Source organism: Agrobacterium sp. ST15.13.015 (genome assembly GCF_027871645.1).
GTDB classification, from domain to species: domain Bacteria; phylum Pseudomonadota; class Alphaproteobacteria; order Rhizobiales; family Rhizobiaceae; genus Agrobacterium; species Agrobacterium leguminum.
In genome coordinates, this window is the sequence record NZ_JAQAHF010000008.1 from 168,552 (window position 1) to 194,657 (window position 26,106).

Annotated in this window: 24 protein-coding genes and 1 tRNA gene; 16 read left to right on the top strand and 9 right to left on the bottom strand. The window is 60.4% G+C overall.

Annotated features, from left to right (window positions below; genetic code table 11):
- Positions 1 to 10 precede the first annotated feature (10 nt).
- The gene (locus PIB16_RS14540) at positions 11 to 2,173 is read right to left on the bottom strand and encodes a TonB-dependent siderophore receptor (protein ID WP_174000388.1); all 2,163 of its coding nucleotides are present in this window, start codon (positions 2,171 to 2,173) and stop codon (positions 11 to 13) included.
- A 157-nt stretch (positions 2,174 to 2,330) separates the two neighbouring features.
- On the opposite strand from PIB16_RS14540, the gene PIB16_RS14545 reads away from it, so the two are divergent.
- The 5 genes from PIB16_RS14545 (at position 2,331) to PIB16_RS14565 (ending at position 7,683) form a co-directional block, all read left to right on the top strand.
- A complete protein-coding gene (locus PIB16_RS14545) occupies positions 2,331 to 3,242 on the top strand; it encodes a LysR family transcriptional regulator (protein ID WP_065657513.1) in 912 nt (303 codons plus the stop codon).
- A 243-nt stretch (positions 3,243 to 3,485) separates the two neighbouring features.
- Positions 3,486 to 3,749, top strand: coding sequence for a spike base protein, RCAP_Rcc01079 family (locus PIB16_RS14550; RefSeq protein WP_065657417.1), 264 nt, complete (start codon positions 3,486 to 3,488; stop codon positions 3,747 to 3,749).
- A gap of 187 nt (positions 3,750 to 3,936) precedes the next feature.
- Positions 3,937 to 5,604, top strand: coding sequence for a phosphoethanolamine transferase (locus PIB16_RS14555; RefSeq protein ID WP_271045784.1), 1,668 nt, complete (start codon positions 3,937 to 3,939; stop codon positions 5,602 to 5,604).
- Between the two features lie 65 nt (positions 5,605 to 5,669).
- A complete protein-coding gene (locus PIB16_RS14560) occupies positions 5,670 to 6,323 on the top strand; it encodes a response regulator transcription factor (protein WP_020010073.1) in 654 nt (217 codons plus the stop codon).
- 22 nt (positions 6,324 to 6,345) lie between these two features.
- Positions 6,346 to 7,683, top strand: a complete 1,338-nt coding sequence (locus PIB16_RS14565) for a sensor histidine kinase (protein WP_065657419.1) — start codon at positions 6,346 to 6,348, stop codon at positions 7,681 to 7,683.
- 62 nt (positions 7,684 to 7,745) lie between these two features.
- Here PIB16_RS14565 and PIB16_RS14570 read toward each other — a convergent pair whose 3' ends face one another.
- The gene (locus tag PIB16_RS14570) at positions 7,746 to 9,050 is read right to left on the bottom strand and encodes an MFS transporter (protein ID WP_065657420.1); all 1,305 of its coding nucleotides are present in this window, start codon (positions 9,048 to 9,050) and stop codon (positions 7,746 to 7,748) included.
- 211 nt (positions 9,051 to 9,261) lie between these two features.
- Here PIB16_RS14570 and PIB16_RS14575 point away from each other — a divergent pair, with 211 nt between their 5' ends.
- From PIB16_RS14575 to PIB16_RS14595, 5 genes are all read left to right on the top strand, one after another.
- Positions 9,262 to 10,374 (top strand): RHE_PE00001 family protein, encoded by a 1,113-nt coding sequence (locus PIB16_RS14575; RefSeq protein WP_065657421.1) that lies wholly within the window; start codon positions 9,262 to 9,264, stop codon positions 10,372 to 10,374.
- A 255-nt stretch (positions 10,375 to 10,629) separates the two neighbouring features.
- Positions 10,630 to 10,860, top strand: a complete 231-nt coding sequence (locus PIB16_RS14580) for a helix-turn-helix domain-containing protein (protein WP_003522093.1) — start codon at positions 10,630 to 10,632, stop codon at positions 10,858 to 10,860.
- 232 nt (positions 10,861 to 11,092) lie between these two features.
- The gene (locus tag PIB16_RS14585; protein WP_065657423.1) at positions 11,093 to 12,343 is read left to right on the top strand and encodes an adenylate/guanylate cyclase domain-containing protein; all 1,251 of its coding nucleotides are present in this window, start codon (positions 11,093 to 11,095) and stop codon (positions 12,341 to 12,343) included.
- A gap of 212 nt (positions 12,344 to 12,555) precedes the next feature.
- A complete protein-coding gene (iolG, locus tag PIB16_RS14590) occupies positions 12,556 to 13,548 on the top strand; it encodes an inositol 2-dehydrogenase (protein ID WP_065657424.1) in 993 nt (330 codons plus the stop codon).
- A gap of 449 nt (positions 13,549 to 13,997) precedes the next feature.
- A complete protein-coding gene (locus PIB16_RS14595) occupies positions 13,998 to 14,882 on the top strand; it encodes a DMT family transporter (RefSeq protein ID WP_065657425.1) in 885 nt (294 codons plus the stop codon).
- A 10-nt stretch (positions 14,883 to 14,892) separates the two neighbouring features.
- Here PIB16_RS14595 and PIB16_RS14600 read toward each other — a convergent pair whose 3' ends face one another.
- Together PIB16_RS14600 and rocF are read right to left on the bottom strand one after the other, a co-directional pair.
- On the bottom strand, positions 14,893 to 15,948 hold the full coding sequence (locus tag PIB16_RS14600; protein ID WP_271045785.1) for an ornithine cyclodeaminase: 1,056 nt from the start codon (positions 15,946 to 15,948) through the stop codon (positions 14,893 to 14,895).
- 13 nt (positions 15,949 to 15,961) lie between these two features.
- Positions 15,962 to 16,882 carry an arginase gene (gene rocF / locus PIB16_RS14605; protein ID WP_065657427.1) on the bottom strand — a complete coding sequence of 307 codons (921 nt, stop codon included), beginning with the start codon at positions 16,880 to 16,882 and terminating at the stop codon, positions 15,962 to 15,964.
- 128 nt (positions 16,883 to 17,010) lie between these two features.
- Between rocF and PIB16_RS14610 the strand changes: the two genes are divergently transcribed.
- Both PIB16_RS14610 and PIB16_RS14615 read left to right on the top strand, forming a co-directional pair.
- Positions 17,011 to 17,448 carry an Lrp/AsnC family transcriptional regulator gene (locus tag PIB16_RS14610; protein ID WP_065657428.1) on the top strand — a complete coding sequence of 146 codons (438 nt, stop codon included), beginning with the start codon at positions 17,011 to 17,013 and terminating at the stop codon, positions 17,446 to 17,448.
- Positions 17,449 to 17,571: 123 nt separating this feature from the next.
- Positions 17,572 to 17,645 (top strand) — tRNA-Gln (locus PIB16_RS14615).
- A gap of 75 nt (positions 17,646 to 17,720) precedes the next feature.
- Here the strand turns inward: PIB16_RS14615 and PIB16_RS14620 are convergent.
- From PIB16_RS14620 to bioB, 5 genes are read right to left on the bottom strand one after another with little or no spacing between them, the layout of a single operon-like run.
- On the bottom strand, positions 17,721 to 18,707 hold the full coding sequence (locus tag PIB16_RS14620; RefSeq protein ID WP_065657429.1) for a beta-ketoacyl-ACP synthase III: 987 nt from the start codon (positions 18,705 to 18,707) through the stop codon (positions 17,721 to 17,723).
- Between the two features lie 56 nt (positions 18,708 to 18,763).
- Positions 18,764 to 20,059, bottom strand: coding sequence for an adenosylmethionine--8-amino-7-oxononanoate transaminase (locus PIB16_RS14625; protein WP_065657430.1), 1,296 nt, complete (start codon positions 20,057 to 20,059; stop codon positions 18,764 to 18,766).
- A complete protein-coding gene (gene bioD, locus PIB16_RS14630; protein WP_065657431.1) occupies positions 20,056 to 20,694 on the bottom strand; it encodes a dethiobiotin synthase in 639 nt (212 codons plus the stop codon). The genes PIB16_RS14625 and bioD overlap by 4 nt, the downstream gene beginning before the upstream one ends.
- Complete coding sequence (locus PIB16_RS14635) at positions 20,691 to 21,836, bottom strand: 8-amino-7-oxononanoate synthase (protein WP_081308055.1); 1,146 nt, start codon at positions 21,834 to 21,836, stop codon at positions 20,691 to 20,693. The genes bioD and PIB16_RS14635 overlap by 4 nt, the downstream gene beginning before the upstream one ends.
- Positions 21,833 to 22,867 (bottom strand): biotin synthase BioB, encoded by a 1,035-nt coding sequence (gene bioB, locus PIB16_RS14640; protein WP_065657433.1) that lies wholly within the window; start codon positions 22,865 to 22,867, stop codon positions 21,833 to 21,835. The genes PIB16_RS14635 and bioB overlap by 4 nt, the downstream gene beginning before the upstream one ends.
- A gap of 231 nt (positions 22,868 to 23,098) precedes the next feature.
- On the opposite strand from bioB, the gene PIB16_RS14645 reads away from it, so the two are divergent.
- The 4 genes from PIB16_RS14645 (at position 23,099) to PIB16_RS14660 (ending at position 26,095) form a co-directional block, all read left to right on the top strand.
- Positions 23,099 to 23,545: an acetyltransferase gene (locus PIB16_RS14645; RefSeq protein ID WP_065657434.1), complete on the top strand. Its 447-nt coding sequence runs from the start codon at positions 23,099 to 23,101 to the stop codon at positions 23,543 to 23,545.
- A gap of 99 nt (positions 23,546 to 23,644) precedes the next feature.
- A complete protein-coding gene (locus PIB16_RS14650) occupies positions 23,645 to 24,544 on the top strand; it encodes an AraC family transcriptional regulator (protein WP_174014348.1) in 900 nt (299 codons plus the stop codon).
- An 85-nt stretch (positions 24,545 to 24,629) separates the two neighbouring features.
- Positions 24,630 to 25,550 carry a hypothetical protein gene (locus PIB16_RS14655; protein WP_104679819.1) on the top strand — a complete coding sequence of 307 codons (921 nt, stop codon included), beginning with the start codon at positions 24,630 to 24,632 and terminating at the stop codon, positions 25,548 to 25,550.
- 134 nt (positions 25,551 to 25,684) lie between these two features.
- A complete protein-coding gene (locus tag PIB16_RS14660; protein ID WP_078053696.1) occupies positions 25,685 to 26,095 on the top strand; it encodes a hypothetical protein in 411 nt (136 codons plus the stop codon).
- The last annotated feature ends 11 nt before the right edge of the window (positions 26,096 to 26,106 follow it).

Here is a 26,106-nt window from a genome sequence, read left to right on the forward strand (position 1 = left end):
TGATATGGCGTCACCAACGATAGGTCAGCTTGCCCATAACCGTTCTTCCGTCACCGTAATAGCATCCGAAAGTGGAGCAACTAGAAATATATTCTTTATCAGTCAAGTTTTGCACCAGAAGCGAGGCGCGGTAGCCGTTCTTCTCGTAATGCACGCCGAGATCGAGCAGGGCAAGGCCCTTCATCTCGAAGGTATTGGCGGCATCGCCATAGCGTTTTCCGACATAACGCACACCGCCGCCGATGCCGAAACCCTCAAGGGCGGTATCTTCCGGGAAAGTGTAATCCAGCCAGAGGCTTGCGGCGTGCCGCGGCGTGCTGTCCAGCTCCTTGCCGTTATTCACGCGGCCGGAGACCTCGCTGTCCATGTAGGTATAGGCCGCGCGCAGGTCGAGCCCGTCGGCAAGGCTTGCGACGCCTTCAAGCTCGAGGCCTTTCACATGCGCCTCGTCCATCTGCTGCGTCACCCCGCCCACCGTCGTCGTGACGTTTTTCTGTGTCAGATCGTAGACCGCGGCGGAAAAGAAACCGTCGAAACCCTCAGGCTGGTATTTGACGCCCGCTTCCCATTGTTCGCCGGTGGTCGGTTTCGGCGCATCGCCGACAGCCGGCTGCGGCACCGGTTCGAAGGAGGTCGCGTAGCTGACATAGGGCGCGATGCCGCCATCGAACAGATAGCTGATGCCGACGCGGCCGGTCAGCTTGTGATCGTCCTTGTCGAGCGAACGGTAGGTGGTGCCGTTGAAGGTCGTGCCACTGGTGCTTGCCCAGTCCTGCCGCAGGCCGGCGGTGACGCGCCAGTTCTCAAAAGCCATCTCGTCCTGCGCATAAAGGCCGATCTGGGAAATATCCGTCTTCACATCGGCATAAAGCGTGCGCGAGGTGAGGCTGATCGGCCCGCCATAGACCGGATTGACGGGATTGAGCGGCGTCGCGGCCCAGAATTCGGTTTTGACGTTATTGTCGAAATAACGGTAGTCCAGCCCGACAAGCAGGGTGTGGTCGATTGGCCCCGTAGAGAACTCCGCCTGCAGGCTGTTGTCGATGTTGAAGGTGTTCAGCAACTCGTCCTGGAACGTCGCATTGCGGCGGATGAGATTGCCGATCATGCCGCCGCTGGTCGAGGACATGCCGAGCGCGCGGTAGGACCAGTCGAAATTGGAATAACGCGCATTCTGCCGGAAGGTGAAGGTCTCGTCGAAACGGTGCTCGAATTCATAACCGATATTGGTGAATTTGCGGCTCGACGTATCGAAGGACGGATCGCCGACATAAAAGCTGCGATCCAGCATATTGCCGGGTCTGAGATAGGTCAGCGCCGGCGGCAGGCCGGAGGGCGAACTCGGATTGTCGTGCTGATAGGAGGCAAGAACGGTCAGCTTCGTATCCTCGTCCGGCTGCCAGGTCAGCGCCGGTGCGATGAAATAACGGTCGTTCTGCAAATTGTCCGTCTGGGCATGGGCGTTGCGCGCAAGGCCTGTCAGGCGATAGGCGAAACTGTCGCTATCCGCCACCGGGCCACCAATATCGAACATCGACTGGTAATAGTCGAAGCTGCCGATCTGCACACCGACTTCGCCGAACCGTTCGAAGGTCGGCCGCTTGCTGATGAGATTGATGAGGCCGCCGGGATTGCCCTGGCCGAAAAGAACGGAAGCAGGCCCGCGAATGACTTCCACGCGCTCCAGACCGTAGACCTCATAGGAGGGCGCACCGGCGGTGCGCATCAGCCGCAGACCGTTCAGGAACTGCAACTGGTTTCCCTGGAACCCGCGAATGCGCGGCGCATCGAAACGCGGATCCGCCCCAAACGGCTGCGCGACGACACCCGGAACATAGTTCAGCGCCTCGCTGAGATTGCGGACGTTCTGAGCATCCATCTGGTCCTTGGTGATGACGGATACGGATTGCGGCGTCTCGATCAGGGATCGCCCCGTCTTGGTGGCGCTGGCGCTGGTTTTCGCCACATAGCCTTTCACCGGCGCCTTGGGATCCTGATTTTTGGCGCCCTCCACGGTGATGGTCTGCAGCACCGTCGTACCCGCCTCCTGCGCAAGGGCGGAAGCCGGGGCCAAAAACGCCACATAAGCGATGACGGCGCAACCGCCAGCCAGAATGGAAATGTGTTTGGTTTTTCCCTGCACCCCAAGACCCCTCGTCACCTGCGCCACCATAAGGCGGTATTTTTCTGGAGAATTTAAGTCATCTTATTACGCAAGGGACGGATTGTGATCCAATAAGCGCAGCCGGTTTTTTTCAGAACTATTGATTATGAAAACTCACGGCGATAATAGCTTGGAATTATTCAAATCTGCCGGAAAGGCCGTGACGATGGGCAGGAAACCGGCAAGCCGGGCAGAAACATTCGAATTGCGCCACCTGCGCTATTTCACCACGCTGGTGGATGAGCGCAATTTCGAGCGCGCCGCCGCCCGCCTCGGCATTGCCCAACCGGGCTTGAGCCAGCAGATCATGGCGCTCGAACAGATTGTCGGCATGCCGCTTCTCGACCGGACGCGCCGCTCGGTGAAGCTGACCACGCCCGGACAGCTTCTCTACGAGGATGCCCGGAAGATCCTCGCCAATGCCGAGGCGACGCTTGCGGCGCTCAAACGCGTCGACCGCGGCGAAACCGGGCGCATTTCCATCGGTTATGTCGCCTCGGCCGCCTATTCCGGCCTGATGATCCGATCCATCGCCAGTTTCCGTGCTTCCCATCCCGATGTGGAGCTTCAATTGATCGAGATGGAGATGCGGCTGCAACTGGCCAAGATTGCCGACGGCAATCTGGACTTCGCCTTCATCCGCCCGCCCGCGCCTGTTCCGGAAGGTGTGACAACCCATGTGGTGCTGCGCGAACCGCTGATGGCCGCACTTCCTGAAAACCATCCCCTGGCGTTTGCGCTGCAGGTCGATCTGAAAAACCTTGCCGGCGAGACCTTCATTACCCCGCGGCAACCACCGGATGTCGGCTTTCATTACAATACGATAGAAGCCTGCAATGAAGCCGGGTTCCAGCCGGCGATCAACCCGGAAGGCAGGGACTACACCACGATTACTAGCATGGTGGCCATCGGCCTCGGCGTCGCGCTGGTGCCGCGCTCGCTTAATTGCCTGAGGTTGCCCGGTGTGCGCTACGTGCCGCTTGCGGCCAGTTCCACGACCTCGGACCTCGCTATAGCCCACCGGAAAACGGAAGCCTCTCCCGCCGTCAGGGCCTTCATTCTCCATATGCGCAATTGAAGCGACAGCACCCGCCCGCCTGCCGATCCCGTGGACGAAAAATCCGCCATCACCCGTTTGCGCCGCATCGGCGGCAACAGGCGGGGGCGGCGTAACCGCATGGGATTGCGAAAGGAATGACGCTCTTGCGGGCAGGCCCAACACGAGGCCGAAATCCTGTCCGAATATTTCCTGTCCCCGCTTTTCCCCACAGCCGCAGCGCACCCCATAATCGCGGCAGATTTTAATTTACGGGAGACAGCAATGGCTGAGACTTACGAACACCACGCCGCCGGCCTCGAATCTCCGGCATCCCACGCTTTCGATGTCGTTCCGGACGATACGAACCCGCTTTCTTCCCCCACCCGCGCCATCTATGTGGGCAATGGCGGCCATCTCTGCCTGACCCTGCTTTCCGGGGCGACGGTGACCTTCCAGAACCTGCCCGCAGGCAGCCTGCTACCGGTCAGGGCCACGCGCATATTCGCAACGCGCACCACCGCCACAGGCATCGTGGGCCTCAATTAAGGCCTCTATCGTCTCGACAATCTCAAACACCACCACCGAACGGCCACGACGGAGTGTGACACTTCCATGACAAGCTTTCAGGTTGATGTCAGCAAAATGACGCATCCGCCATTGATCGGCCCATGCGGCAGCCTGGACGACGGCGTTTTCGCCCCGTCTCCGTTGCCGCCGGCCTATTGGAAATCTGGTGGATCTGACAGTGGCTCTTTTTACCGCGAAAGCGACGGGAACAGTAACATATCGTCCGGAAATCGGCAGCGTGCCGCTCAGCCTGCTGACGGCGGCCTATCTGCTGTTTTTCATGAACCGGACATTCTGGTCGAAGGTTCACACCTATCTTTCCGCCTATCCGGTCGCCATTGTCGCGCTTTATGCCGCTATGGCCGCCCTTCTCGGCGCCCTCATCATCATTTTTTCCGCCAAATATCTCATGAAGCCGTTTTTGATCTTCCTGGTCTTCGCGGCGGCCGCCGCTTCCTGGTTCATGGATCGCTACGGCATCGTCATCGACAGCGACATGATCCGCAACGCCATGGAGACGACGCAGGCGGAAGCCGGCAATCTGATCACGCCCGGCTTTCTCTGGCACATGGCGATTTACGGACTGGTGCCGTCCCTCCTCATCGCCGCCGTGCGTGTGCGCCACCGCCCAATCCTCGACAAGCTTTTGTGGAACACGATCAGCATCCTGATCTGTCTTTCCATCGCCGGCATCATCAGCTTCGCCAATTCCAAGACCTTCACCACCGCCGTGCGCCAGCACAAGGATATCGTCAAAAGCGTCAATCCACTGTCGCCGATCATGTCGGCCATTCATTATTTCACGCTGGCGGGCAAGGAAGTCGATATTCAGGTCAGCCCGGTCGGCGGGGATGCGAAGGTCCTGCCTTCATTGGGCGGCGTCCGCAAACCCCGTATCACCGTCATCGTGGCGGGCGAGACGGCGCGGGCCGCGAACTTTTCCCTGAATGGCTATGGGCGCGATACCAATCCCGAGCTTACAAAACGCGGTGTGGTCTATTTTCCGAACACGACCAGCTGCGGCACCGCGACGGCGATTTCCATTCCCTGCATGTTCTCGAAGTTCCCGCGTTCGGAATATAGCCACAAAAAGGCGCTCGCCAATGAAAACGTTATGGATGTTCTCGTCCATGCCGGGGTCAGCGCGACATGGCTGGACAACAATACCGGCAGCAAGAACGTGGCCGACCGCATCCCCTATTTCGACCTGCCCTCCACCAATGACAGCCGCTTCTGCACCGGCGGGGAATGCCGCGACGATATCTTCTTCGACAAGCTCGACTCCTGGCTCAACAACGTCACCAGAGACAGCGTCATCGTGCTGCACCAGATGGGCAGCCACGGGCCGACCTATTATCTGCGCTATACCGACGAATTCCGCAAATTCACCCCGGATTGCCGCACGGCCGAGCTTGGCAACTGCTCCGACGCGGAGATCGTCAACTCCTACGACAACACGCTTCTTTATACCGACCATTTCCTCTCGACCGTTATCGACAAGCTGAAGGCCCGTTCCGACAGGCTGGCGACGGGCATGATCTATGCGTCCGACCACGGTGAGTCGCTTGGCGAAAACGGCGTCTACCTGCATGGCGCGCCGTATCTTCTGGCGCCCGACCAGCAGACCCATGTGCCGTTTCTCGTCTGGTTCGACGACGACTTTGCGAAATCCATGGGGCTCAACAAAGCCTGCCTCGCAAAAACCGCAGCGGAGGGCGGGCGCTCGCACGACAATTATTTCCACAGCATCCTTGGCATGATGAATGTCTCCACTTCGGTCTATGATCCCTCGCTCGATGTATTCGGCGGCTGCACCCAGCGGCAGAACAGCTGAAACACCGTGCTTGACGCTTATCCGGAGAAAGAGATACGCAGGACGAAGCGATAGAGGGAGCTGTCTTGCGGGTTCTGCTTGTTGAAGACGATCATGTGCTGGGCGAAGCGCTGCGGGACCATGTCGCGGCGGCGGGTCATGCTGTCGACTGGTTCAAGACACTCGGCGACGCGATGGCGGCGACGCTGACGATGGGTTACGGCCTCATCCTGCTCGACATGCGCCTGCCTGATGGCGAGGGCATCACCCTTCTGCAAAGCCTGCGCCAGCGCGATGACGCAACGCCGGTGATCATTCTGACAGCCCATGACCAGGTCTCCGACCGGATTGCCGGGCTGAACGCCGGTGCGGACGATTATCTGGTCAAACCTTTCGATCTCAACGAGCTTTCCGCCCGCATGCTGGCGGTTTCGCGCCGTTACGAAGGGCGCTCCGCTCCCGTCATCCGCCTGCCCGGCATAGAGATCAACCAGGTGGCGCGCAACATCACGGTCGATGGAACGGCGCAGACGCTGAGCGCCCGGGAATGGGCCGTGCTGGAAAAACTCGTCGAACATCCCGGCGCGGTCGTCTCGAAAGCGCAATTGCACGACACGCTTTATGAATTCGGCGCGGAAATAGAAAGCAACACGGTCGAGGTCTATATCAGCCGACTGCGCAAGAAAATCGGCCATGACCGCGTCGAAACCGTGCGCGGCGTCGGCTACACCATCCGATAGGCAGAATTACAAGCAGGCAGAAATGGCCAGACCGACCAGCATGACCCGCAAGCTCGTGACGGCGCTGACCAGCGTTGTCGCCATATCCTGGCTTCTCGCCTGCGGGCTGGGCGTCATGGTGATGCAGGATGAGTTCGCCGAAATTTTCGACGCCGGCGTTGAGGAAACCGCCGAAAGACTGCTGCCGCTATTGGTGGACGACCTGAGGGAAAACAACACCGCGCCTGCCGCGCAAAAGCTCAACCGGACGTCGGAACGGGCGGAATATCTGACCTATCAGGTCCGCGACCGGGAAGGACAGGTGGTGCTGCATTCGCATGACAGTTCGACGGAGCCTTTCGAGGTCTCGCTCGAACCCGGCTTTTCCGAAACCGCGACCCAGCGCATCTTTACAGTTGCGACACCGGACGGAAACTATTTCCTGCAGGTTGCCGATGCCTTCGCCAATCGCCGCGAAGCAATCGAAGAGGCGGGCACCGCGCTGCTGCTTCCCGTTCTCATCCTCATTCCCGCCAGCATTTTCGCCGTCATTGTCGTGGTGCGCAGAACGCTGCGACCGATACAGACCCTGCGCGACGACATCGGCAAAAAGGACGGCGGCAATCTCGCGCCGCTGCCGACGCAACCCTTTCCGGGCGAGCTCCATCCCATTGCCCGTTCGGTCAATCTGCTGCTCGGACGATTGCGATCGGCAATCGAGGCGGAACGGGAATTCACCGCCAACAGCGCCCATGAATTGCGCACGCCGATTGCCGGCGCGCTGGCGCAGGCGCAGCGGCTGCATGCCGACATACCGCCGGAACTTGCACCGCGCGTGGAAAACATCGAAAAATCCCTGCAGCATCTCGCACACCTGGCCGAAAAACTGCTTCAGATGTCGCGCGCGGAAGCGAGGATCGGGGTCACCGACACGGCAAACGATCTCATTCCCGTTCTCGAACTGGTTATCGATGACATGATGAGAACGGCCATCGGTTCATCCCGCATCCGCTTCACCAATCGCTGTGAAGGCGGCCTCTCCTGCAGGATCGGCGCGGATGCCTTCGGCATCATCGTCCGTAACCTCCTCGAAAATGCGCTGATCCACAGCCCGGCGGAAAGCCCGGTGCAGGTCGTCGCCGAAGCGGACGGCACGATCCGCATCGTCAATTCCGGGGCGACAATCGACGCGGCTCTCCTGCCCAAGCTGACGACGCGTTTTACCAGGGGCCAGACCACGGCGGACGGAACCGGGCTTGGCCTTGCCATCGTCAAGAGCCTGGTGGAGCAGGCCGGCGGAGAGCTGGTGCTTTCCTCTCCGGCGCCGGGCCGGCAGGACGGTTTTGAGGCCCGCATCGTCCTTCCCGCCGAAACCGCCTGAATGCCAAAAAGAAAAAGCCCCATCGGAAGGACGGGGCTTTTTCCGGTCTGGATGGTGGTCGCTCAATCCTCGTGGATATGGCTGTGAGCCCGCGTATCGCGCATCTTCACATAAACCACCAGCGACAGGGCGATCATGATCGTCACATACCAGAAGAACCAGTTTTCGTGGCCGATCTGCTTGAATTTCAGGGCCACGAATTCCGCCGTTCCGCCGAATATGGTGTTCGCCAGCGCATAGGGCAGAGCCACACCGAGCGCGCGAATATGGGCGGGGAACATTTCCGCCTTCACCACCGCATTGATAGAGGTATAGCCGGTAACGATCAACAGGCCGACCAGCACGAGGGCGAAAGCCATGATGGGATCGGTCGTCGTCGAAAGCGTGCTGAAGATCGCATAGGTGAACAGCGTTCCGAGAATACCGAAGCCGACCATCAGCGGCTTGCGGCCGATCCTGTCGGACAGCGCGCCGGCAATCGGCTGGCACAGCATGAAGACGAAGAGCGCTGCCGTGGTGATTTCCGTGGCGCTTTCCTTGCTGAAGCCGGAGGTGTTGACGAGGAATTTCTGCAGATAGGTCGTATAGGCATAAAAGGCGAGCGTGCCGCCGGAGGTGAGCGCCATGACCATCAGCGCTTCCCTTGGATAGTGCTTGAACAGCGCCCATCCGCTGGACTTCGGCTTGTCGGCAGCGCCGGTCTTGGCATTTTCGAAGGACTGCGTCTCGACAAGGCCGCGGCGGATATAAAACACCGCAATCGCCAGAAGGCCGCCAATGAAGAAGGGAATGCGCCAGCCCCAGGAGCCGAGCTGTTCCGGCGTCAGAACCCGCTGCAGCACCAGAAGCACCGCCAACGCCAGAAGCTGACCGGAAATAAGCGTCACATACTGGAAGCTGGAGAAGAAACCGCGGCGGTTCTTGCCGGCCATTTCGCTGAGATAGGTGGCGCTGGCGCCATATTCACCGCCGACGCTGATGCCCTGCAGAAGCCTTGCGAAAACCAGAATGGCCGGCGCGGCAATGCCGATCGCCTCATGGCCGGGCGTAATCGCGATCAGCAGCGAACCGAGACACATCAGCGTGACGGACAAGGTGAGACCGGCCTTGCGGCCCTTGCGGTCGGCATAGGTGCCCATGAACCAGGCCCCGATGGGCCGCATCAGAAATCCGACGGCGAAAACGGCGGCTGCACTCAGAAGCTCGGCGGTCTGGTTTCCGGAAGGGAAAAACACCGGCGCGAAATAAAGGGTGAAGGCCGAATAAACGTACCAGTCGTACCATTCGACGAGGTTGCCCGCCGATCCGCCGATAATGGATTTCAAACGGGTTTTCTGGTCCGGCGCGGTGGCGGGACCATTTGCCATAATATTCACGGGTAAACTCCAATTCATCTTCGTCTGGAGATGGAAGGGCGAACGGAAGGTGTGATAATTTGTCGCTCTCGGTGGGGGTATATACCCGTCATGTTGCAGTGCGCAAGTTTATACCGCATCGCAATATTGCCGAAAAACCAGCCAAACCCGCTCACCTGTGATCCGCCTTGTAAGCCGCCCGCGCTCAAACTAAAAAATATCAATGATTTACGATATATCGGACGTTCAGATCGAAAAGCTTCTCATTGCCGCCGCCCGTGCCGGCGAGGCGCTGGCGCGGCTGGACGAGCGGATCGACCGGTCACCGATGAAACACGGCTTCATCGAAAGACAGGATTTCACCGATGCGATTTCCTCCATGTGGGTGGATGGCGAACTCGTTCACCTGGAAGATCTGGTGCTGCATGACGCGCATATGGATGTGCGCGCGCCAACCCATGAAATGACGGCGGCGCACCGGATTCTCCGCTCGAGACGGCTGATCTTTTCCAATGCCCCCGGCTGGGCCTTTACCGCGCCGGGCCTTTCAAGGCTACGCGGCAGGGCGGCACTTGCCGAAGAGCCGGCGCCTCCCAGACAAACGCTCGATCACTCCCGCGATGAAGACATCGACGCGGAGGAGGAAGAAACATCGCTGGATGGCGCTTTTTCCGAGCTCGATGCGCTTCTGGCGCGAAGCGCGGCAACGCTCGACGCGATCACCACCGGCAACGCGCTTCCGCCAATGCACAGGGAGGAAAGCCATGCGATCATCAACGAACCCGACTGGGACGAGGATGAGCGGCTGAAAGAATGGTGGAACGTCCATGCGCGAACGGAGGAACTGCCGGCGATTCTTCGCACCGCCATCCTTCTCGACGCCTGGAACATGATCGAGGTGCTGCAACGCAGCCCCTGGCTCGGCCGGCTTCTGGCCTCCGCCTTTCTGCGCGACGGCGCCGTCACGCCCGATCACCTGCCGGCCCTCAGCGCCGGTCTCCGCGCGGTCCCGCGGGAGCGTCGCCACGCCCGAAACCAGACACAGCGGGTTCTCGCACTTCTCGACAGCTTTTACGAAGCGGCGCAGGCCGGCATGAAGGAACATGACCGGCTGGCCCATGCGCGTGAACGCATGATGCGCAAGCTGGCAGGCCGGCGTTCCTCCTCGCGCCTGCCGGAACTCGTGGAACTTGTCGTCTCCCGACCGGTGGTTTCCGCAGCAATGATCGTCAAGGAACTCGGCACCACGCCGCAGGGCGCGATCGGGCTCGCCAACCAGCTGGAACTGCGGGAAGTGACCGGTCGCGGCCGGTTTCGCGCCTGGGGCATGCTGTAGCGAAAGCCGCCCGACCACTCGCGAGAGCCCGGAAAAATAGCAGTTTTTCGGCCTTTTTCCCGGCAGCGAGTGCCGCAGGGATGCAGCGATCACGAATCTTAACAAAATTTAACTATTGCGTAGGTCGATGAAGCCGCTATGTTCCTCGCTGCGTTGCAGCACCGATTTTCTTCTCCGGCAACGCGGTCGCATTCGGCCCCGGCAACTTTTCTTTGCCGCCCGCATTTAAGTGTCCATTCTGAGGGAGATGCAATAATGACAATTTCAATCTCACAACCCGATTCCGATCACGAAACCGATGCTCCTTTTGCCAAAAAGGTTCTCACCGCGCGCAATCTCGCCGGATATACGGTCGAACAGCTTGCCGTGACCTGCGGCCTGACGACCAGCGAAATACGCGCGCTCGAAGACGGCACGGACAGCGATCCGCTGCGCATCAGACGCGTTGCCGCAGCCCTTCATATTCCTGTCGAAACAGTTATCTGATCCGCCTTAGCGATCATCAAAAATCTCAGCGCCGCCGGGGACGATGTTCCCGGGAACATCCGGGCGGCGCGCGTGCCCCGATGCCGCCAGTGCCTTCCGGAACATTTTCCGCGCCCCTCTCTTAACATTTTCGTTATCCGGCACCACATGGGGTTCACGAGCGACCATGTTCGGCCGAGTGCGACATGTGCCCCGCTTGTGCGAGAGCAGCAACAACCTCCGGAATCCTGCCATGACACTAAGTCTCGACACCGAAGAACGGGTTTCTTCAGCATTGGATGAATTGTGGCCAGCGGAAAAGACGGAAATTCTCGACTGGCTGATCACCGGCACCAAGGACGAACGCTTTATCGACGAGATATTCGTCGAGCTCTGCAGCAGGCTGCGGGCGAGCGGAATTTCCGTCGCCCGGGGCGTGCTCGCTTTCCGCATTCGCCATCCGCAATGGCTTGGCGCGCGCATTCTGTGGAAAGCCGGCCTGTCCACCGCCGAGATCGCCACCTATGGCTATGGGTCTGAAAATACGCCCGAATATCTGAACAGCCCTATCAACGACATTCATCAGGGCGCCACCGAAGTCCGCCACCGGCTGAACGGAGAGGACATCGATGAGCCCGGCTATACGATCTACGAAGACCTGCGGGCCGAGGGGCTGACGGATTATTGCGCCTGGCCGATCGAGCACACCTTCGGCAAGCGCCATGTCGCCAGCTTCTCCAGCGACCGGCCCGGCGGTTTTTCCGACAGCGAAATCCTCGCCTTGAAAAACCTGCTTCCGGCGCTGGCGCTCGTCAGCGAAATACGCCTGAAGAACCGCATGACGCGCACCCTTCTGGAGACCTATGTGGGGCCGCATGCGGGCGAAAAAATCCTCAATGGCGCCACCACGCGCGGCAGCGGCATGACGGTGGGTGCGGCGATCCTGATCTGCGACCTGCGCAATTTCACCCATATTTCCGACCTTTGGCCGCGTGACGATGTCATCGAGCTTCTCAACGGTTATTTCGACGCCATGTGCGATCCCATCGAGGAATTCGGCGGCGAAATCCTGAAATTCATGGGCGACGGGCTGCTGGCGATTTTCCCGCTCAGCGACCCGCAGGCCTGCGAAAACCTGCTGAAAGCCATCGCCAGCGCCCAGAAGAGCCTCGTCGCGCTGAATGAAATCAATTGCCGCAAGGGCCACGATCCCCTGGGTTATGGCATCGGCGTGCATGTCGGCGATGTCATGTATGGCAATATCGGCTCGAAAACCCGCCTCGATTTCACCGTCATCGGCCCCGCCGTCAATATCGCCTCGCGGCTGGAAACGCTGACCAAGGAGACGGGGCGCAATGTGCTTTTCTCCGAGGAATTCGTGCGCATGGCCGGATATCAGGGAAAGCTGGAAAATCTCGGTCCGTGGCTGCTGCGCGGCCTCGAAACCCCGGTCGAAGTATATGCCTTGCCCCACAATTCGGCCCTGACAGCTTCGGCTGATTGATTATCGCGAAGGGCTTTTAACGACACCGGCCATCCGCGCCGCATGACCTTCCCGAAGAGCGATTTCGGCCGTCTGGATCATCGTCAAAACGCTTGACACGTCTGCGATGTCGATCTAGCAAAATGGAACATATATTCCATATCGAAACATTGCTTGCATTCATATTCTGTCTTTCCGGGAGTGAGGGACGGGTGTGAGAAACCGGAGGAAAGATGGTTACGAAATTGGCACTGCTCGGCGCTGGACGGATCGGTAAGGTCCACGCCAAGGCGATCACCACCGACAGCCGTGCGCAGCTGGTGGCCGTTGTGGACGCCATGGCCGGTGCTGCGGAAGCAATCGCCCGCGAGGCGCAGTGCAAGGTCAGCACGATCGATGAGGTTTTGGCCGACCAGACGATCGACGCCGTCATCATCTGCACCCCGACCAACACCCATGCCGACCTGATCGAGCGTTTCGCCCGCGCTGGCAAGGCGATCTTCTGCGAAAAGCCCGTCGATCTCGATGTCGCCCGCGCGGAAGCCTGCGCCAAGGTGGTCGAGGAAACCGGCGCGAAGGTGATGCTCGGTTTCAACCGCCGTTTCGACCCGCATTTCCAGGCCGTTCACAAGGCAATCGACGATGGCCGCATCGGCAAGGTGGAAATGGTGACCATCACCAGCCGCGACCCCGGCCCGCCGCCGGCCGAATATATCAAGGTCTCCGGCGGCATTTTCCGCGACATGACCATTCATGATTTCGATATGGCCCGTTTCCTGCTCGGCGAGGAAGTGGAAAGCGTGTTTGCCACCGGTTCCGTCCTCGTCAATCCGGAGATCGGCGCGCTGGGTGATTTCGACAGCGCCAGCATCATCCTGACGACAAAAAGCGGCAGACAGGCGATCATTTCGAATTCCCGCCGCGCGACCTATGGTTACGACCAGCGCATCGAAGTGCACGGTTCGCTCGGTTCGGCCGCGGCCGAAAACCAGCGTCCTGTTTCCATCGAGATCGCCAATGCGGACGGCTACACCCGCCCGCCGCTGCATGATTTCTTCATGACGCGTTATACGGCCGCCTATGCCGCGGAAATCACCGCCTTTATCGACAGCATCGAAAACAACGTCGCGCCGTCGCCCTCCATCAAGGACGGTCTGATCGCGCTGAAACTGGCCGATGCCGCACTGAAATCCGCGACCTCGAAGACGGCCGTGAAGCTCGGCTGAAGCCACAACCGGGACGCTGAGCGTCTTGCTGAACCTTCTGTCCGCCGCGCAATTGTTGACGGCGGACAGCCCTGCCTGTCCCAGAGCCCTCGGCAGCAGGCTCACATCATACTAGCTCTACGCCGACCTGCGGAGCGGCGTGCCCACCGCCCTCATTCCTGTGCTCGTCACAGGAATCCAGCCGACGCGCGTCTGCACGGCGAGAAAAACTCCTTTCAGCCCAATGACTTGGGCTGGCTGAATCCCTGTGACAGGCACAGGGATGAGGAGAGAATGCAGCAAAAGCATGCTCCAGCAATCGCCCCTTTAAAACGCAGCTTCCACACTTGCATGGCAGCTATTCGGAAAATAAGGTTGTCTGACAAGGTACGGCCGTAACATATGGCTGTTACCCACCTCATTCACCCCGAATACTCTTTTGCCGGCGGCAGTCGGATAGCGGTTTTTTCATGCCATCACCCAGGACCGGCTTTCTTTATGCGCTTGTCGCTTTCACGATCTTTGCGGCGCAGGATGGCATATCGAAACATCTGGGCAGCGCCTATCCGCCGGTTTTTATCGCCATGCTGCGATACTGGGCCTTTGCCGTCTTCGTTCTTTTGATGGCCGCAAGGTCGGCGGGCGGCATTCGGGGCGCCGTCATGGCCAACCGTCCCTGGCTGCAGATCGGCCGCGGCGTGCTTCTCGCCGTACAGATCGTCATTTCGATCTTCTCCTTCGCCGTCGTCGGGCTGGCGCACAGCCATTCCATCCTTGCCTCCGCACCGCTGATCGTTGCGGCGCTGTCCATGCCTTTGCTGGGAGAACATGTGGGCTGGCGGCGTTGGAGCGCCATTTTTGTCGGCTTCATCGGCGTTCTCGTCATCCTCAAGCCGGAGGGAGACGGTTTCGACAACCGGCTGATGATCACCTTCGTGGCCACCTTCATGCTGGCGCTCTACAGCGTCCTGACCCGCCTCGGCAGCAAAAGCGATTCGGCGATGACAAGTTTCTTCTACACCGGCGTGGCCGGTGCGGCGGCCCTGACGCTGGTCGGTCCGTTTTATTGGGTCAGCATCGAGCCGCAGGATTGGGGCTGGATGCTGGCGCTGTGCATTACCGGCATGAGCGGCCATTATTGCCTGATAAAGGCGTTCGAACTGGCGGATGCGGCCTCCGTGCAGCCCTTTTCCTATTATCAGCTGGTGCTCGTCTCCATCATCGGCGTCACCGTCTATGGCGAAGTGGTGACGTCCAACATGGTCATCGGTGCGGCGATCGTCATTGCCGCCGGCCTCTTCACCATCTGGCGTGAGCATGTGGTTTCCCGCAAGAACCGCCGGGAGACGAAATAGGCAGAAGACCCTAGACGAGAGCCGCCTCACACCGCAGCAGCATACCGAACAGGTCACGCGGCTCATCCGGGTCGGCCAGCAGATCGAGCTCCGTATAAAGCCCGGTGGATGGCAGCTTCGAGCGCACGTAACGCAGAGCCGAAAAATCTTCCGTCGCGAAGCCGACGCTGTCGAACAGCGTGATCTGCCGGTCGCTTGCCCGCCCCTGCTTTTCACCAGTTATGACCTGCCAAAGCTCGGTGACGGGATAATCCGCCGGCAATTGCTGGGTTTCACCTTCAATGCGCGTCTGCGGCGGATATTCGACGAAAATATCGGATCGAAGCAAAATATCCCGGTGCAACTCGGTCTTGCCGGGGCAATCGCCGCCAACGGCGTTGATGTGAATGCCGGGCCCGACCATGTTGTCGGTCAGGATCGTCGCATATTGCTTGTCGGCGGTGACGGTGGTGATGATATCCGCCCCTTCGACCGCTTCCTGCGCGCTCTCACAGATCTTGATGGCAAAACCCTGCCCGGCGAGATTGCGGGCGCATTTTTCGCTGGCGGACGGGTCGATATCGAATAGCCGCAGGGTATCTATGCCGAGAATCGCCTTGAAGGCGCGCGCCTGGAATTCGCTCTGCGCGCCGTTGCCGATGATGGCCATGGAGCGGGAATTCTTGCGGGCGAGATATTTTGCGGCGACGGCCGATGTTGCGGCGGTGCGCAGCGCCGTCAGGATGGTCATCTCGGTCAGAAGCAGCGGATAACCATTGCCGACATCGGAAAGCACACCGAAAGCCGTTACCGTCTGGCGGCCTTCCTTCATGTTCTTCGGATGGCCATTGACATATTTGAAGCCGTAAAGCGTGCCATCGCTGGTCGGCATCAGTTCAATGACGCCTTCCTTCGAATGCGAGGCGATGCGCGGCGTCTTGTCGAAGCTTTCCCAGCGGCGGAAATCCTCTTCCACCGCATCGGCAAGCTCGCGCAGGAACGTATCGATGCCCACGCGCAGCACGAGTTTCATCATGTGATCGACGCTGACGAAGGGCACGATATTGAGGTTCGGTATCACGGTCATCGCATCACCCCTTTCAGCCGGCCCGTGTCGGACGGTCCATGACCCGCTTGCCCATCAGGCTGGCGGCGAGATCCACCATCAGGGTCGCGGTTCTGCCGCGCTCGTCGAGAAACGGGTTGAGCTCCACCAGATCGAGACTGCAGACCAGCCCGCTATCATGCAGCATTTCCATGACCAGATGCGCCTCGCGGAACGTCGCGCCGCCCGGAACCGTGGTGCCGACGGCGGGCGCGATGGACGGCTCGAGAAAATCGACATCGAGACTAACATGCAAAAGCCCGTTTGCCGCCTGAACCCGCGCCAGAAACGCCCGCAGCAGAACGGCGACGCCATGCTCGTCGATTGAGCGCATGTCGTGAACGGTGATGCCGCTCTTTTCCAGTGCGGCCCTTTCGGCCGGATCCACACTGCGGATGCCGATCATGCCGATATTGTCTTCTGGAACCGCATGGGAAAGCGGCGGGAAATAACCGGCAAATCCCTCTCGCCCACTGAAATAGGCGACCGGCGTGCCGTGCAGATTGCCGCTGCGTGTCGTTTCAAGCGTATGATAATCGGTATGGGCATCGAGCCAGAGCACGAAAAACGGCCGGCCGGTCTCGGCCACCCGGCGCGCCATGCCGGCGACCGTCCCCGCGGAAATCGCATGGTCGCCGCCGAGAAAGATCGGCACGGTATCCGCGCTTTCACGATAGGCAGCCTCCGTCAGCGCCTCGGTCCAGGCCACGGTTTCGGACAGATGGTGCACGGCGGGATTGGGATGGTTAAATTCGCGGAAGGTCGCCGGCGTCACATTGCCGGTATCGACAACGCGATGCCCCAGTTCTTCAAGGGCATGAGCAAGCCCCGCGACGCGATAGGCGCTCGGCCCCATCTCGCATCCCAATTGCCCGGCCCCGATCTGCAGCGGCGCACCGATCAACCTGATTTCCATTCCCGTCCTCGCTTTCCTGCCAACAAGCCCAGTTCACCACAGTGATCTGGCGAAATGAACATCAAATATTGGCAATATTATCGAAATAAGCTATCGATCTGGTAAAATTGATTTACCGAATTGGTCATATGGATAATCTCGACGAACGGCTCGTCACCCTTTTGCGACACAATGGCAGGCGCAGCATTTCCGATCTCGCAATCGAGACGGAAACCTCGCGTGCCACGGTGCGCTCGCGCATCGAAAGAATGGAGAATGACGGCACCATCATCGGTTACACCGTCATTTTGCGCGCCGACGCGGTGGAGGCCGCGATCCGCGGCATCATGATGATCGAGATTGAAGGCCACGTGACGGACCGCGTCATCCGCACCCTTGGCGGCTTTCCGGAAATCTCCGAAATCCACAGCACCAATGGCCGCTGGGACCTGATCGTGGAACTCAACGCCGCCACGCTCAGCGATTTCGACGCGGTGCTCCGCCGCATCCGCCTGGTGCCCGGCATCACCGGCAGCGAGACCAGCCTTTTGCTCTCCACCCCGCGCTCCACCCGGGCACGGCTCTGAGCCGGGGAGCAAAACGCAAAACAGGGATAAAACGCATTTTTCGATTTTTTCGACTTGCGCCCCGGAATAAATCATCTATATGACGACCCACCAAAGCGAACGCGCCACGCGCTTTAAAGCTTTTGGGGAATAGTTCAATGGTAGAACAGCGGACTCTGACTCCGTCGATCTTGGTTCGAATCCAGGTTCCCCAGCCAAATTTCTCCAAATGAAATCAGCTTCTTGAGTTTTGAGTATTGCACGGCATCGCAACGTCCCGTGCCCGGCATCGTTCACGCGCGATAAACCACCGCTCCACCCGTCATACCGGCGCCGGCGGCCGTCAAAAGCAGGGTTTCGCCTTCCGCAAAAGGCCTTTCGGCATTAGTGACGGAGAGCGAAAGCGGAATGGTTGCGGCGGAGGAATTGCCGAAGCTTTCTATGGTGCGAACCGTCTTTTGCCTGCCAATGCCGAGATTGCCACAGACGGCGTCGAACATGCGGGCATTGGCCTGATGGGGTACGAAACGGTCGATATCGGTTGCTGTCATTCCGGCTTGATGCAGCACCCGTTGCGAGGTCGCGGTCATCAGAGCCACGGCACGGGAGAAGACTTCGCGGCCGTCACGCATCGTCATAAGCACCTCCTCAGTCGATGTATCGGCAGAGAATGGCTGGCTGCTGCCTCCCGCCGCTATCTGGATCAGATCGTAACCGTCGCCATCCGCAACGAGATCGGCTGACAAAAGCCCACGCTGCGCCTCGCGGCAGGGCTTGAGGACGACGGCGCCGGCGGCATCGGCGAACAGGACCGCGCTTGCCCTTTCCGCCGGATTGATACGGCGGCTCAATATATTGGCGGCAACGATGAGGACGGCGCGGCCGTGGGCGCGGACAAAGCCATCCGCAAGGGTAAGCGCATAAAGAAAGCCGGAACAGGCCCCGGCGAGATCGATCGCGCCGGATCGGGCAAGGCCCAGCCTGTGGGCGAGCAGCGGCGCCGAGGGCGGCAAGAGGTGATCCGGCGTGGAGGTCGCAAGCAGCGTCAATGCGATGTCGTCGGGGCCGATTTCGGCATCTTCCAGCGCCATGCGGCCGGCTCTCGCGGCAAGGCCGCTCAGAGCGTCGCCCTCTTGCGCCCAATAGCGCGTGCGGATGCCGGTGCGCCGCTCGATCCAGCCGGCTTCCAGCCCGAGACTGGTCTCTATCTCGGCATTGTCGACGCATCGTGACGGAACGGCATGACCAAAACCGGCCATGCGGGAAGAACGGGTCTGCATTGTCAGGACTTTCGGAAACGGTTCTGGAACAGGCTGAACATGGCCACACCCCGTTTTCACGCGATGCCGAGCGCGCGCGATTTTAGCAAAGCGGTTTCGGTGACGATCCCGGCCACCTCATCAATGGCGTCAAAGGCGCTGGCCAGATCTTCCGCCGTCGAACAATAGGGCGGCATCAGGTAAAGCACATTACCGAGCGGGCGGATGACGAACCCGCGCTCGCGGAACAGTTGCCGCATGCGCGGCCCCGCCTCGGCGAGATACCCGCCGGCGGGCACCACGAGATCGAGGGCCGCGATGGTCCCCATCTGCCGGATGCCGGTGAAACGCCGGTCATCCGCAAATCGCCGGAGATTGTCACGCAGCACCCGTTGCAATTGCCCGATGCGTTGAAGCACGGGCTCATCCCGCCAGACCTGAAGATTGGCGACGGCCGCGGCGCAGGCAATCGGATTGGCCGTATAGGAACTGGAATGGAAAAAGGTCTTGCGACGATCCGTCGAAAAATGCGCGTCGAAAATCTCCGCACTGCACAGCGTTGCCGCCAGCGGCAGGGAGCCGCCGGTCAGGCCCTTGGAGGTGCAGAGAATATCCGGTGAAATGCCGGCCTGTTCGCAGGCGAACATGGTTCCGGTTCTGCCCCAGCCCGTCATCACCTCGTCTACAATGACGAGGCAGCCATGGCGTTCGGCGATCTGTTTCAGCCCGGCCAGAACATCCGCGCCGTAAATCCTCATGCCGCCGGCCCCAAGCACCAGCGGCTCAGCCAACAGGGCAGCGATACGGCCTGAACGACAGAAGTTTTCGAACATGTCCAGCGTGTGCTGTTCGCTGCCCGCTTCCGGAAAAGCCAGCCGGTCGACGCCGAAGAGCAGCGGTTCGTAAGCGGCATTGAAGACACCGCGCTCACCGGTCGACATGGTGCCGATGGTATCGCCGTGATAGCCGTGCTCCATCACCACGATACGGTCGCGCTTTTCTCCGCGATTGTGGAAATATCCCAGCGCCATTTTCAGCGCCACCTCAACCGCCGTCGAGCCGCTATCGGAATAAAACACATGGCTTAGCCCGGCGGGCGCAAGCTCGATCAGCCCGCGCGCCAGCGTTTCGGCGGGTTCATGGGAGAACTCGGCGAAAATGACCTGGTCGAAGGCCTCTGTCGCGGCGCGGATGGCTGCCATGATCGCCGGATGCCGGTGCCCGTGGGTGATGACCCACCAGGAGGAAATGGCGTCAAACAGGCGATTGCCGTCCTCATCGACGAGAAATGCGCCTTCCGCTGATACGACGCGTTTCATCGGCGGTTCCAGCCCATGCTGGGTGAAGGGATGCCAGACAGGGGAACGGCTCATGCCGGCGCCTCCAGAAAATCAGCGAGATTGAAGTGTCGGGCAAATGCCCGATGCAGCGCCTCTGATGTCATCTCCGGCAGAAGCGGCAGACGGCCGAGCCGGCGAACGGCGCCGATATTGGCGATGACGCGCTCATTTTCCCGGTTCTCATCGCCGATGAAGACCACGCCCTGCACGGGAATGGCACGGTGCCGCAACGCCTCGAGCGAGAGCAGCGTGTGGTTGATGGTGCCGAGAGACGTTCTTGCGCAGAGCACAAGCGGAATTTGCCAGCGGGCGAAGATATCGGCGAAGAGCACCGTGTCCGTCAGCGGCACCAGAAGCCCACCCGCCCCCTCGATCACCAGCGGTCCATCCGTTTGCGGCAGCAGCAGCAGCGTGGGGTCGATCGTTACATTCTCGACGCGGGCGGACAGATGCGGCGAAGCCGGCATTTTCAGGCGATAGGCCTCCGGTAGAATACGCCCGCGCGGCACGCCACCCAGCCGTTCCACCGTCTCGCTGTCTGTTTCTTCCTCCAGCCCGGATTGCACGGGTTTCCAGTAACAAGCCTGCAGGGCATGGGTCAGCGCTGCGGAAAAAACCGTCTTGCCGATGCCCGTATCGGTGCCGGAGATGACAAAACGAGGGCTCATCTTCGCTCCTCCGCCAAGGAAAGGGCAAGCAGCCCGATCATATCGGCGATCTGGCTTTCATCCACATTGAGCGTGATGGCAATGCGCAGGCGCGCAGTGCCATCCGGCACTGTCGGCGGGCGGATCGCGCGTACATCGAAACCGCCCTCCCGCAGATGCGCGGCGACACGAAGCGAACGGGCGTTGTCACCGATCATCACCGGTAATATCTGCGACCCGCTGGGCGCTACGCCGAGCCGGGAGCGAAGCTCTTCGCCGGCAAAATTTACCAGCTCCGCCAGCCGCAGGCGTCGCCATGGTTCATCGGCGACGATGCGCAGGGCTTCCCGCACCGCGGCCGCCATCAGCGGCGAAGGCGCGGTCGAATAGATGAAACCGCGGGCGCGGTTGACGAGGTAATCGGCAAGCACCGCCGGGAGGCTCAAAAGCGCGCCGGAAAGACCGAGCGCCTTGCCGCAGGTGTGCAATGCCACCACATTGCCCCGGCCTTCCAGCTCCACGGCAAGGCCGCGCCCGCCAGGCCCGAACACGCCGGTGGCATGGGCCTCATCAACGACAAGGAAGCCTCCGTGTTGCGCGGCAAGATCAGCCAGGGCCGAAAGGGGCGCTCGGTCGCCATCCATGGAATAAAGGCTTTCGACGGCGATCCACGGTCGGCCCCGGCCACCCTCCTGCCGCCAGCGGATTATCTCCCGTTCGAATGCCTCGACCTGATTATGCGGCGCGGCAATCGCCTTCGCCTTGCCGGCCACGATACCGTCATGGACGCTGGCATGGATCAGGGCGTCGTGAAGAACGAGGTCTTCCCGCAGCGGCAATGTGGAGAACAGCGCGACATTGGCGGCAAAACCGCTGCCGAAATAGATCGCTTTTTCCGCTCGGAAAAATGCCGCTGCTTCCGCTTCCAGCGCCTCATGTTCGCGGTGGTTGCCACGCAGCAGCCGCGAGCCGCCGGCCCCCACCGGCACACCCCTTCCGATAGCGTCGGTAAATGCCGCCTTCAGCCGGGGTGAATCGGCAAGGCCAAGATAGTCATTGGAGGTGAAATCGATCCCCTGTTGAGGAGCGAGCGCGCGCAGCCGCGATTTGCGCTCCAGGCCTGCAAGCTTCGCCTCATAGGGAGAGAGAGCCGCGAGGGTCACCGGCACCCTCCCGCCTCCCCAGACTGCAATTCCGTGGACTGCAGTTCCATCGGCTTCAGGCCAAGACGGCGGAAAAGCGCCGTGTCGTGGTCCTCACCCGGATTATCCGCCGTCAGCAACGTCTCGCCGATGAAGATGGAATTGGCGCCGGCCAGGAAACAGAGCGCCTGCGTCTCGTCGCTCATCTCCGTGCGCCCGGCCGAGAGCCGCACATGCGAACGCGGCATGAGGATGCGCGCCAGCGCGATGGTGCGGACGAAATCGATCGGATCGACGGGATCGGCCTTGGCCAGCTTCGAGCCGGGGATCGGGATCAGCATGTTGATCGGCACGCTTTCCGGCGGCACCGGCAGGTTGGCAAGCGTCACCAGCATCGAGATCCGGTCTTCCACCGTTTCCCCCATACCAAGAATGCCGCCGGCGCAAACCTTGATGCCGGCATCACGGACATTGGCAAGCGTTTCCAGCCGGTCCTCGAAGGTGCGGGTGGTGATGATCTGCGAATAGAACCGCTCGGAAGTGTCGACGTTGTGGTTGTAGTAGTCGAGACCGGCATCGGCCAGCCGCTCGGATTGCTGCGGCGTCAACATGCCGAGCGTCATGCAGGTTTCCATGCCGAGCGCCTTCACGCCCTCGACCATGGCCACCACGGCCTCCATGTCGCGCTCCTTGGGATTGCGCCAGGCAGCACCCATGCAATAACGCGTCGCGCCGCCTTCCTTCGCCTTGCGCGCCTCAGCCAGCACCCGCTCCACTTCCATGAGTTTGGAGGCCTTAAGGCCGGTGGGGTTGCGGGCGGACTGGCTGCAATAGCTGCAATCCTCCGGGCAGCCGCCGGTCTTGATGGATAAGAGCCGGCTCATCTGGATGGCATTGGGATCGAAATGACAGCGATGCACCTGCTGGGCGCGAAACAGAAGATCATTAAACGGCAAATTATAGATAATTTTTGCTTCTTCGAGCGACAAGCCGTTACCAAAACCTTCAACCGGAGCCGGATTTCTGTCGATTTGCGTCACGATCTGGTCCATCTGCCGACCTTTCCCTCAAAATAAATAGATAGAAGTTCTTTTTATCTATTTTTTTAGAGCCGCTTTTTGCAAGCACTTTTTCGAGAAAAATTTTCGGCAGGAGAGATGGCGACATATGCGGGATCGGAATCGCCGGCTTTAAACGCTGAAATTCATAGAATACGCACGTGCTCACGGAAAAGATCGGGCCGGCCCATGGCGTGAAAAGTCCGCCCTTGCTAAGGGTGAGGCATGATCACACTTCGTCCCTCCGAGAGCCGCGATGCTTCCCGCATCCTCGACATATGGAGCAAAGCAGTCGACGCCACCCACGGGTTCCTTCTGCCGGCGGATCGCGTCGCGATCGGGGAGGAAGTCGAAGCTTTTCTGCCGCAGGCGTCGCTCACGCTGGCGGTCGATGTTTCTGATCGCCCCCTCGGCTTCATGTTTCTGCATGAAGGGCACATGGAGGCGCTTTTCATCGATCCGGACCATCACGGCCAGGGCATCGGCAAGGTTCTGGTTCAGCGGGCGCTTGCGCTCCACCCCGCACTAACCACGGACGTCAATGAACAGAACGCCGCGGCCATGGGGTTTTACCGCCGGCTGGGATTCGAACCGACGGGACGCTCCGATCTCGACGGACAGGGGCGACACTATCCGCTCGTTCATCTTCGATTTCGCGCAACGGAAAAATAGGCCGCCGGGATCGTCGGGGAGGATCAAGCCACGAACACCATAGTCCGCTTCGCAACCGACGATTTTCTGCCCGAACACCGCTTCGACCAATGGCGCGAAGTGCGCGGCAAAAGCCTGTTTGGCGTGACAATCGAGCTTGCGCGGGACCTTCGCCACAGCTTCAGGGGTTCGTTTCAGGCCCGCGCCGTCGCCGGCGCCGTGGTGACCGAGATGCGTGCTTCCTCTTACCGGGTGAACCGCACCGAAGCCGATATTGCCCGCATTGCCGGCGACAGCCTCTGCATTGGCCTGCAGGTCAGGGGCTCCGGCTTTCTGCATGCCGGCAAGAATCAGGTTCACGCGGTTGGCGGTGGCGATATCACCATCAACTATTCCGACTTGCCCTATGATGCGATACCGGGAAACGAGGCGGATTTTCACTACAGGATGCTGAAGATCCCCGTGGATTACGAGGTCATGCTCGGCCAGGCCACCGATGACCTGTTTGCGACGCGTTATGCGGAAAACAACAGTTTCTCCCTGCCCTTCCGGGCCCTCTTCAATGCGCTGAACGCCGACCACGGCAGGCTCATCGATCCCGCCCGCGATGTCACCCATATCGCCCGGCTTGCCATGACGGCGCGCGGGCGGCTTTCACCCGCCATGCCGGAGGTGCGCGCCGCGCTCAGGACCGGGCTCTGTTATGCGGCACAGGACATCATGATACGGAAAAAATCCCGGCAGAACCTCACCCCTGCCGCCGTCGCAAGGGAACTTGGCATTTCGCTTCGGCAATTGCATGTGGTTTTCGAGGGTGCCGAACTGTCGTTTTCCCGCACGCTCTCCTCCATGCGGATAGAGGAGGCGAGACGGTTGCTGCTGGCATTCCCCGCCTTGCCGGTCACGCAGATCGCCTATGGCTGCGGCTTCGACAGCCTCGCTACTTTCTACAGGGTATTTGCCGGCACCTATGGCATGACGCCCGGCGACGCCCGCGCTGCGGATATGCCGCCGGCTTAAAATTTCACCTCTGCGCGCAATGAGAAGACGCACCATTTCAGCTCCTGTAAGGCCGATTGGATCATCCCATCCCGGAGCGCGGCCCATGACCAATTTTTTCGACTTTGCGATCTCCCGGTTGCTGACCGCGACAGCCGATTGCCGCAGGCCAGCGCCCGGCGAAATAGACGCGATGCTGCAAAAAGAACCCTTCGCGGCGGCGCTGCGTCTGCTGGCGGGAAGTTTCATCGCCCTTTACGAAGGTTCGCCCGAGATGACCGCGCTTTTTGCGACACGCCAGAGCCGGCTTCTTTGTCACGCGCTTCTGGCGCTCTATTTTCAGAAATGCGGCGCCCCTGGAACAGGAGCGGGAGAAGCCGCGCTGACGCGGGAAGATTTCGGCCATCTGGCGCTTCGGCATGGGCTCGCCAGCCATAGTGTCGCTTATGCCTTCTTCAGGGAAGCGCTGAAACGCGGAATGACACGCCCGGCAGACCGGTCCAGCAATGGGGTCGTGCCTTCAGCCCCCGCGCTGGCGATGCTCGCCCAATGGTACGACGTGCATTTTCAGGCGCTGGATCTGCTCGACGAGGGCTTCAGGGCATCACGTTTCATCAAGCGGTCGGAGGCCATGCTTCCCCATATCCACCCCTGCGTATCGCAGGCGTTTCTGTCGCATCCGGAGGTGCGCTGCCCCGGCCCGCTCTCCATCATCTTCAACTGGTTCGATGCGGGCGGACTGCTGATGGACCGCCTTATCGCCGGCATCGACTGGGAAAGGCCGACCGAACAGGGCAGGCGCCTGACCGATGTGGAAACCGTGACGCAACTGGCGACATCCCTCTCCCTGTCGCGTATCCACATCGGCCGTAAGCTAGCGGCGGCCGAACTGATCGGCGGCATCGGCTGGAGCGGACGACGCGGCCGCTCCGCGCTCTGGATTTCGCAGGGTTTTTACGAGGAATATGCCCGCATGCAGGCCCGCAAGCTCCTTATTCTCGATGAAGCCTTCATCGACTTCGCGTAAGGTGCGGGCAGGCTGCAGACCCTGCCATTCCGCTTGCCGGCCCCGCTCCGCGTGAATGCGAGATAACGGCTTTCGTCGATGGTTATGAGGGATATCCATTGACAAATCACAGGACTACAGCTTTTCTACGCAACATGCGTGAGATGTTGCGAGCATCGAAATTGCTGGCCCTGTTGTTTAGACTGGTGATGATACTGTCACTGGCTGGCTATAGTGTTTCCACCGTCAATGCCGCAATGCATCCTGCCGAAGCCGGTGGAATGCAGCACGACCAGTCCGCCATGATGGATCACGGCGCGACGATGGACCATGGCGCCTCGGCCATGATGTCCGACAGTCACGATCATAACGATATGGCCGAACAGGACGGCGGCGTCAAAAAGCCCGTCAAGCCGCAATGCTGCGGCGATTTCTGTCTCGGCATGGCTGTTCTGATCAGCCACGACACCATTGGCAGACCTGTCGTCAACAGCATCCGTTCCTTCCTCGACGACAGCAAGGCGCTGGGCCAGACCCCGCTCCTTCACCGCCCCCCGAATATCTGAACAGGCAAAGC